At 75.7% G+C, this 10,373-nt stretch carries 1 protein-coding gene; it reads left to right on the top strand.

The features are described from left to right. Positions 1-10,373: amino acid adenylation domain-containing protein (locus ABZW30_RS45200; RefSeq protein WP_355677169.1), on the top strand; the 10,373-nt coding region annotated here is incomplete at both ends.

The following is a 10,373-nucleotide window of genomic DNA, read 5'->3' as shown; positions in this document are numbered from 1 at the left end:
GTCGATCTCGGATGCGTCCGCAAGCACCTCTCCACCACCCTGCCCGACTACATGATCCCCAGCGCCCTGGTCGTCCTGGACGCCCTGCCGCTCACCGCCAACGGCAAGCTCGACCGCCGCGCGCTGCCCGCGCCCGCCCTGGCCGTGGACCCGGACGGCCGGGCCCCGCGCACCGAGCGCGAGGCCCAGCTGGTGGCACTCTTCGCCGAGCTGCTGGGCGTCCCCGAGGTGTCGGTGGACGACGACTTCTTCGCCCTGGGCGGGCACTCCCTGCTCGCCACCCGGCTGGTGAGCCGGATCCGGACCGTGCTCGGGGTCGAACTGCCGGTCCGCGACCTGTTCGAGGCGCCGACCGTCGCCGCGCTGGCCGAGCGACTGGACCTCGCCAGGGCCGCCCGACGGCCGCTGGTGCGGGTCGAGCGGCCCGAGCGCGTCCCGGTCTCCTCCGCGCAGCGCCGGCTCTGGTTCCTCAACAACCTCGGCGCGGGCACCGCGTACCACATGCCGCTGGCCGTCCGGCTCTCCGGCGCGCTCGACACCGTCGCGCTGGAGGCCGCCCTCGGCGATGTCGCCGGGCGGCACGAGTCCCTGCGCACCGTCTTCGCCGAGGGCCCGGAGGGTCTGCCGTACCAGGTGGTGCGCGCCGAATCGGCCGTCCCGCTGCCGGTGCGACCGGTGGTGGAAGGCGAGCTGGGCGCCGCGTTGCGCGCCGAGGCCGCCCGGCCGTTCGACCTGGCCGCCGAACCGCCGCTGCGCGCCGCGCTGTTCGCGCTCGCCGAGGACGAGCACGTCCTTCAGCTGACGATCCATCACATATCTGGCGACGGCTGGTCGCTGGCGCCACTGGCCCGCGACGTCTCCGCCGCGTACGCCGCCCGACGCGCGGGTGAGGCCCCGCTGTTCGCGGAACTCCCGGTGCAGTACGCCGACTTCGCGCTCTGGCAGCGGCAGCTGCTGGGCGGTGAGGAGGACTCCGACAGCCTGCTCGGCCGCCAGCTGGAGCACTGGCGCACCGCGCTCCAGGGCCTGCCGGAGGAGCTGGCGCTGCCCACCGACCGCCCGCGCCCGCCGGTGGCCAGCCATCGGGGCGACCTGGCAGCCGTGGAGATCCCGGCCGCCGTCCACGCCCGGCTGGCGGAGGTGGCCCGACAGCACGGCATGACCGTGTTCATGGTGCTGCAGGCCGCGCTGGCCGCGCTGCTCACCCGGCTCGGCGCCGGCGAGGACATCCCGCTCGGCACCCCCGTCGCCGGCCGCACCGACGAAGCCCTCGACGACCTGGTCGGCTTCTTCGTCAACACCCTCGTCCTGCGCACCGACACCAGCGGCGACCCCACCTTCACCGACCTGCTGCACCGGGTCCGCGACACCAACCTCACCGCCCACCAGCACCAGGACGTGCCCTTCGAACAGCTCGTCGACGCCCTCAACCCCACCCGCTCCCTCGCCCGCCACCCCCTGTTCCAGATCATGCTGGCGCTCCAGAACAACACCCGGGCCGTCCTGGACCTGCCGGGCCTGGCGAGCCGGGTCGAGCCGGTCGCCGCCGACACCGCGATGTTCGACCTGTTCCTCAACCTGTCCGAGCACACCGGCCCCGACGGCCGGCCGGACGGTATCCGGGGCACCGTCGAGTACGCGACCGACCTGTACCGGCGCAGCACCGTCGAGACGCTGGTCGCCCGCTGGGTCGGGTTGCTGACCGCCCTGGTCGAGGCGCCGGAACGGCCGATCGGCGCGGCCGAGCTGCTCACCGGCGCCGAGCGCTCGCGCGTCCTCACCGAGTGGAACGCCACCGGCCGGACCGCCCCGGCCGCCCTGCTGCCGGAGCTGTTCGCCGAGCGGGCCGCCCGCTCCCCGGAGGCCGTCGCACTCTCCTGCGAGGGCCGCGAGCTGACCTACCGTGAACTGGACGCCCGCGCCGACCGGCTCGCCCGGGTGCTCGCCGCCCGGGGTGCCGGGCCGGAGCGGCGGGTCGCGCTGGCGCTGCCGCGCACCTCCGACCTGGTGGTGGCACTGCTCGCGGTGCTCAAGTCCGGTGCGGCGTACGTGCCGGTGGACCCGGAGTACCCGGCCGAGCGGATCGCCTACGTGCTCGCCGACTCCACCCCGGTGCTGGTCCTCGCCACCTCGGACACCGCCGACCGGCTTCCGGCGGGCCTCCCCTGCCCGGTGCTGCTGCTGGACTCCCCCGCCGACGACGAGCGTGCCGACGAGCACACCGACGTCACGCTCACCGCGCCGCTGCCCGCGCACCCCGCGTACGTCATCTACACCTCGGGCTCCACCGGCCGCCCCAAGGGTGTGGTGCTGTCGCACGCCAACCTGGCCAACTTCCTGGCCGACATGGCCGAGCGCTTCCCACTGGACGAGCAGGACCGCTGGGCGGCCGTCACCACCGTCTCCTTCGACATCGCCGCCCTGGAGCTGTACCTGCCGCTGGTCTCCGGCGCCCGGGTGGAGCTCGTCCCCCGGTCCACGGTGCGCGATCCGGGCGCGCTCGCCGCCCTGCTGGTGGCCTCCGGCGCGACCGTCGTGCAGGCCACGCCGTCCCTGTGGCGGGCGCTGGCCGAGCGCGCCGCCGAACTCCCACCGCTGCGCGTGCTGGTGGGCGGCGAGGCGCTGCCCGCGCCGCTGGCCGCCGAACTGTGCCGGATCGGCACGGTCACCAACCTGTACGGCCCGACCGAGACCACCATCTGGTCCACCGCCGCCCCGGTCACACCGCGGACCGCCCCGACGATCGGCCGGCCGATCGCCAACACCCGGGTGTACGTGCTCGACGATCGGCTGCGGCCCGTCCCGCCGGGTGTGGCCGGCGAGCTGTGCATCGCCGGCGACGGCCTCGCCCGCGGCTACCACGACCGCCCGGCCCTGACCGCCGAGCGCTTCACCGCCGACCCGTACGGCCCGGCCGGTAGCCGGATGTACCGCACCGGCGACCGCGCCCGCTGGACCGACGACGGCGAGCTGGTCTTCCTCGGCCGCGCCGACGACCAGGTGAAGATCCGCGGCCACCGGATCGAGCCCGGCGAGGTCGAGGCCGCGCTGCTGGGCCACCCGGCCGTCGCGCAGGGCGCCGTCCTGGCCCGTGAGGACCGGCCCGGGGACGTCCGGCTGGTCGGCTACGTCGTGCCCGCCGCCGAGGCGGCCGACCGCGACACCGGTCGGGAGTCCGAGCAGGTCGACGGCTGGCAGGCGGTGTTCGACGCCGAGTACCGGCAGAGCGCCGAGCGCGCCCTCGGCGCCGACTTCGACCTGTGGAAGAGCAGCTACGACGGCCGGGCCATCCCGGCCGAGCAGATGGCCGAGTGGCGGGACACCACCGTCGCCCGCATCCTCGGTCTGCGCCCGCGCCGGGTGCTGGAGCTGGGGGTCGGCAGCGGGCTGATCCTCGCGGAGGTCGCACCGCACTGCGAGGCCTACCACGGCGCCGACGTCTCCGGGGCCGTGATCGGCTCGCTGCGCGCCAAGGTCGCCGAGGTGCCGGGGCTGGCCGGGAAGGTCGAGCTGTCGGCCCGGCCCGCGCACGTCCTGGACGGGCTGCCCACCGGCTTCTTCGACACCGTCGTGATCAACTCCGTCGCGCAGTACTTCCCGAGCGCCGGCTACCTGGTGGACGTGGTCCGGCAGGCACTGGGCCTGGTCGCCCCCGGCGGCACGGTGTTCCTCGGCGACCTGCGCGACCTGCGGTTGCAGCGCTGCTTCCAGACCGCGATCCGGCTCGGCCGGGCGGCGGCGGACGCGGATCCGGCGGTGCTTCGCCGGGAGGCCGAGCTGGCCGCCGCCGGCGAGGAGGAGTTGCTGGTCGATCCGGCGCTGTTCGCCGCCCTGGCGCGCGAACTGCCGGAGCTGGGCGCCGCCGAGGTGCTGCTGCGGCGCGGCCGGCACCACAACGAGCTGAGCCGCTACCGCTACGACGCGGTGCTGCGCCGCCGCCCGCTCCCGGACGCCGCCGCCGGGCCCGCCCTCCGGCGCCGCTGGAGCGGCGACCTCGCCGACGTCCTCGCCCTGCTGGACGCGGAACGGCCCGACCGACTGCGATTGACCCACGTCCCGAACGGCCGGATCGCGGCCGAGCTGGCCGCGCTGCGGACCCTGGACGGCGGCGGCACCGTGGCGCAGGCGCAGTCGGCCACCGCCGCGGCCCCCGACCCGGAGGACTTCCACGCGCTCGGCGAGGGGCTGGGCTACCGGGTCGCGGTCGAGTGGGCGAGGACGGACCCGGGCGCCATGGAGGTCGTGTTCTCGGCGCCGGGCGTCGGACCCGAGCTGCCCGAGCCCGCTGCGGCCGCCCCCGTCGCCTCGTTCACCAACATCCCGGCGGGCGCCCGGGACCGCTCCGCGCTGGCACGCGACCTGCGTGAGCACCTGGCCGGGCTGTTGCCCGCCCATATGGTCCCGAGCGCCCTGGTGGTGCTCGACACCATGCCGCTGACGCCCAACGGCAAGCTGGACCGCAGGGCGCTGCCCGCCCCGGATGCCGCCGCCGCCCCGACCGGTCGCGCGCCCCGGGACGAGCGCGAGGAACTGCTCTGCGCGGTGTTCGCCGAGGTACTCGGCGTGACCGGGGTGTCCGTGGACGACGACTTCTTCGCCCTCGGCGGGCACTCCCTGCTCGCCACCCGCCTGGTCAGTCGGGTCCGCGCCGTCCTCGGCGTCGAACTCGCGATCCGCGACCTCTTCGAGGCGCCCACCGTCGCCGGCCTCGCCGCCCGCCTCGACCGGGCCGCCACCGCCCGGCCCGCCATGGTCGCCGCCGAGCGGCCGCAGGATCTCCCCGCCTCCCACGCCCAGCGCCGCCTCTGGTTCCTCGATCGGCTGGAGACCGCGGGCACCGCCTACCATCTGCCGCTCGCCGTACGCCTGCGGGGCGACCTGGACGCCAAGGCCCTGGATGTCGCGCTGCGCGACGTCACGGCCCGGCACGAGGCGCTGCGCACGGTCTTCGCCGAGGGCCCGGACGGGGAGCCGCTCCAGCGGGTCCTCGCCGAGGCCACCGTGCAGCTGACCGTCGCCCGGGCCACCGAGGAGGCACTGCCCGGCCTGCTGGCCGCCGAGGCCGCCCGCCCGTTCGACCTCTCGGCCGAACTCCCGCTGCGTGCGGCGCTGTTCACGCTCGCCGCGGACGAGCACGTCCTGCTGCTGACGGTCCATCACATCGCCGCTGACGGCTGGTCGATGGCCCCGCTGGCGCGCGACGTCTCCACCGCGTACGCCGCCCGGCTGGCCGGCGCCGCCCCGCGGTGGAGCGAACTCCCGGTCCAGTACGCGGACTACGCGCTCTGGCAGCGCGCCCTGCTGGAGGACAGCACGGCGGAGCGGCAGCTCAGCCACTGGCGGGAGGCGCTGGCGGGCCTGCCGGAGGAGCTGGCGCTGCCCACCGACCGCCCGCGCCCGCCGGTGGCCAGCCACCGGGGCGACGCCGTCCCGGTCGTGGTGCCCGCCGAGTTGCACCGCGCCCTGGCCGAGCTGTCCCGGGCCCACGGCGTCACCCTGTTCATGGTGCTGCAGGCCGCGCTGGCCGCGCTGCTCACCCGGCTCGGCGCCGGCGAGGACATCCCGCTCGGCACCCCCGTCGCCGGCCGCACCGACGAAGCCCTCGACGACCTGGTCGGCTTCTTCGTCAACACCCTCGTCCTGCGCACCGACACCAGCGGCGACCCCACCTTCACCGACCTGCTGCACCGGGTCCGCGACACCAACCTCACCGCCCACCAGCACCAGGACGTGCCCTTCGAACAGCTCGTCGACGCCCTCAACCCCACCCGCTCCCTCGCCCGCCACCCCCTGTTCCAGATCGCGCTGACCCTGCAGAACAACGCCGAGGCGGTCCTCGACCTGCCGGGCACGCGGGGAACGGTGGAGCCCACGGCCGCCCCGGACGCCAAGTTCGACCTGTCGGTCCGGCTGGCCGAGCGGCCCGGCGGGCAGGGCCTGGAGGGCGCGCTGGAGTTCGCCACCGACCTGTTCGACCGCGGCACCGCGGAGCGCCTCGCCGAACGCTGGCTGCGCCTGCTGGCGGCCGTCACCGCCGAGCCCGGACGCCGGATCGGCGAGGTCGAGCTGATGGACGCCGCCGAGCGCTCACGCGTCCTCACCGAGTGGAGCACCGGCGCCCCGGCCTGCGCACCCGGCGGGACCCTGGCCGAGCTGTTCGAGCACCAGGCCGCCCGCACGCCCGAGGCCACCGCGCTGGTCGCGGCGGGCCACCAGCTGTCCTACGCGGAGCTCAACACCCGCGCCAACCGGCTGGCCCGGCTGCTGACCGGGCAGGGCGTCGGCCCGGAGCGGATCGTCGCCCTGCTGCTGCCCCGCACCCCCGACCTGGTGGTGGCGCTGCTCGCGATCGCCAAGGCGGGCGGCGCCTACCAACCGGTGGACCCGGCCTACCCGGCCGAGCGGATCGGCTACCTGCTCGACGACGCGGCGCCCGTCCTGCTGCTCACCGACTGCGCGACCGCCGCCGCCGCACCGGCCGACGCGACCGTGCCGACCCTGCTGCTGGACGCCGAGGACACCCTCGACCGCCTGGCCGCGCTGCCGGCCACCGACCCGGACGACCGGGACCGCACCGCACCGCTGCGCCCGAACCACCCGGTGTACGTCATCCACACCTCCGGTTCGACCGGCCGCCCCAAGGGCGTCGTGGTCGAGCACCGCTCGCTGGTCAACTACCTGCGCTGGAGCGGCCCGTCCTACCAGGCCGCGCGGGGCACCGCGCTGGTGCACTCGCCGGTCTCCTTCGACCTGACCGTCGTCGGCCTGTACACCCCGCTCACCACCGGCGGCACCGTGCACCTCGCCGCGCTGGAGGAGGACGAGGCCACCCTGCGCGCGGTCACCGAGCGCCCGACCACGTTCATGAAGTGCACCCCCAGCCACCTGCCGATGCTGGAGGACCTGCCGGCCGGGTACTCGCCCAGCGGGCAGCTGCTGCTCGGCGGCGAGGCGCTCACCGCCGAGGCGCTGGCCGCCTGGCGCGGACTCCACCCGCGGGCCGAGGTGGTCCAGCACTACGGGCCGACCGAGGCCACCGTGCACTGCACCGAGAAGCGCATCGCCCCCGGTGTCGAACTCCCAACCGGACCGGTGCCGTTGGGCCGCCCGATCGCGGGCGCCCGGCTGTACGTGCTGGACGACCGGCTGCGTCCGGTGCCGGCGGGTGTGCCCGGCGAGCTGTACATCGCCGGGGCCGGCCTGGCCCGCGGCTACCTCGACCGGCGCGGCCTGACCGCCGAGCGCTTCGTCGCGGACCCGTACGGCCCCGCGGGCGGCCGGATGTACCGCTCCGGCGATGTGACCCGCTGGACGGCCGACGGCGAGCTGGTCTTCCTCGGCCGGGCCGACGACCAGGTCAAGATCCGCGGCTTCCGGATCGAACTCGGCGAGGTGGAGGCCGCGTTGGTCCGCCTTCCCGAGGTGCGCAGGGCCGCGGTGATCGTCCGTGAGGACCGGCCGGGCGACAAGCGCCTGGTCGGCTACCTGGTGCCGGCCGATGGCACCCGACCTGACCCGGCGGCCCTGCGCCGCGAACTCGCCGCAGGCCTTCCCGAGCACCTGGTCCCGGCCTCGCTCGTGGTGCTGGACGCCCTGCCGACCACCGGCAACGGCAAGCTCGACCGCCGCGCGCTGCCCGCCCCGGACTGGTCGGCCGCCGCCGCGGCCGGACGGGCACCGCGCACCCCGCGCGAGGAGGTGCTCTGCGCGCTCTTCGCCGAGGTACTGGGCCTCGCGGAGGTCTCGACGGACGACGACTTCTTCGCCCTCGGCGGGCACTCCCTGCTCGCCACCCGGCTCGTCACCCGGGTCCGCGCCGTCCTCGGCGTCGAACTCGCCCTCCGGGACCTCTTCGAGGCGCCCACCGTCGCCGGCCTCGCCTCCCGCCTCGACCGGGCCGCCGCCGCCCGGCCCGCCCTGGTCGCCGCCGAGCGGCCGCGGGACCTCCCCGCCTCCCACGCCCAGCGTCGCCTCTGGCTCCTGGACCGGCTCGGCGACGGCGGCTCCGCCTACCACCTGCCGATGGCCGTCCGCCTCTCCGGACCGCTGGACACCGCCGCCCTGGCCGCCGCCGTCGACGATGTGGTGGCCCGGCACGAGGCGCTGCGCACGGTGTTCACCGAGGGCCCGGACGGACTGCCGTACCAGCGGATCCTCAGCGCTGCCGCGGTGGACCTGCCCGTCACCGCCGCCACCGAGGACACCCTGCCCGCGCTGCTCGCCGCCGAGGCGGCCCGCCCGTTCGACCTCGCCGCCGAACCGCCGCTGCGTGCGGCGCTGTTCTCGCTCACCGAGGACGAGCACGCGATCCTGCTCACGCTGCACCACATCGCGGGCGACGGCTGGTCGCTCGCCCCGCTGGCCCGCGACGTCTCCGTCGCGTACGCCGCCCGGGTGGCGGGTGGCACCCCGCAGTGGGCACAACTGCCCGTCCAGTACGCCGACTACGCGCTCTGGCAGCGCGAGCTGCTGGACGACGAACTGACCGACCGCCATCTCACCTACTGGCGGGCGGCGCTGGCCGACCTCCCCGAGGAGCTGGCGCTTCCGGCCGACCGCCCGCGCCCGCTGGAGGCGAGCCACCGGGGCGGCACCGTCGCCTTCACCGTCCCGGCCGAGGTCCACCGCGGCCTCGCCGAGCTGTCCCACGCCCACGGGGTCACCCTCTTCATGACCCTCCAGGCCGGCCTCGCCACCCTGCTCTCCCGGCTCGGCGCGGGCACCGACATCCCGCTCGGCACCCCGGTCGCCGGGCGCACCGACCAGGCGCTGGACGACCTGGTCGGGTTCTTCGTCAACACCCTGGTGCTGCGCACCGACCTGTCCGGCGACCCGACCTTCGCCGAACTCCTCGGCCGGGTAAGGGAGTCCGACCTCGGCGCCTACGCCCACCAGGACCTCCCCTTCGAGCAGCTGGTGGACGCGCTCAGCCCGGTGCGCTCGCTGGCCCGGCACCCGCTGTTCCAGGTGATGCTGGCACTGCGCAACAACGCCGAGGCCGAGCTCGCCCTGCCCGGGCTGGCCGCCACCACCCTGCCCGCACAGGGCGGTTCGGCGAAGTTCGACCTCTCGCTGTTCCTCACCGAGGAGTTCGGGGAGGGCCGCGCCCCGGCCGGGCTGCGCGGTGAACTGGAGTACACCGTCGACCTGTTCGACCACTCCACGGTCGAGGCGATGGCCGGGCGTCTCACCCGGCTGCTCGCGGCGGTCGTCGCCGACCCCGGTCTGCGCGTCGGCACGGTCGACGTCCTGGACGAGGCCGAACGGCACCGCATCCTGACCGGCTGGAACGACACCGCCGTCGAGGTGCCGGACACCACCGTGCCGGCGCTGTTCGAGGCGCAGGCCGCCCGGGCACCGGAAGCGACCGCGCTGGTCTTCGAGGGCGACGAGCTGACCTACGCCGAGCTCAACGCCCGGGCCAACCGCCTCGCCCACCTGCTGGTCGAGCAGGGCGCCGGTCCGGAGCGGACGGTCGCGCTGGTCCTGGAGCGCTCGGTGGAGCTGGTCGTCTCGCTGCTGGCCGTGCTCAAGTCCGGTGCCGCGTACCTGCCGGTCGACCCGGAGTACCCGGCCGAGCGCATCGCCTACGTGCTGGCGGACGGCGCCCCGGCCCTGGTGCTCGCCACCGCCGCCACCCGAGCCGCCGTCCCCGCCTCCGTCGAGGTGCCGGTCGTGGTGCTGGACGAGGCACCGCTCGACCGGTGCCCCACCAGCGACCCGGCCGCCCGGGCCTGCCCGGCCAACCCGGCCTACGTCATCTACACCTCCGGCTCCACCGGCCGCCCCAAGGGCGTCGCCGTCCCGCACCGCGGGGTGGTCAACCGGCTGGCCTGGATGCAGACCGACCATGTGATGCGCCCGGAGGACCGGGTGCTCCAGAAGACCCCCTTCGGCTTCGACGTCTCGGTGTGGGAGTTCTTCTGGCCGCTGCTCAACGGCGGCACGCTGGTCGTGGCCAGGCCGGGCGGGCACAAGGACCCGGCCTATCTGGCCGAGCTGATCCGCCGCGAGCGGATCACGATCACCCACTTCGTGCCGTCGATGCTCCAGGCCTTCGTCCAGGAACCCGCCGCCGCCCGGTGCACCGGTCTGCGCGGGGTGTTCTGCTCCGGCGAGGCCCTGCCCGCCGACCTGCGCGACCGCTTCTTCGGTGTGCTGCCGGGCGTCCCGCTGCACAACCTGTACGGACCGACCGAGGCCTCCGTCGAGGTCACCGCCTGGCGCTGCGAGCCCGGCGCGGACGGGGTCGCGGTGCCGATCGGCCGGCCGGTGGCCAACACCCGGGTGTACGTCCTGGACGGCTCGCTGCGCCCGGTCGCCCCCGGCGTGCCCGGCGAGCTCTACCTCGCCGGTGTCCAGCTCGCCCGCGG

The organism is Kitasatospora sp. NPDC004669 (assembly GCF_040609455.1).
GTDB lineage: Bacteria > Actinomycetota > Actinomycetes > Streptomycetales > Streptomycetaceae > Kitasatospora.
The sequence above is the reverse complement of the archived record's forward strand: the minus strand, read 5'-3'. Positions and strand labels throughout refer to the sequence as shown.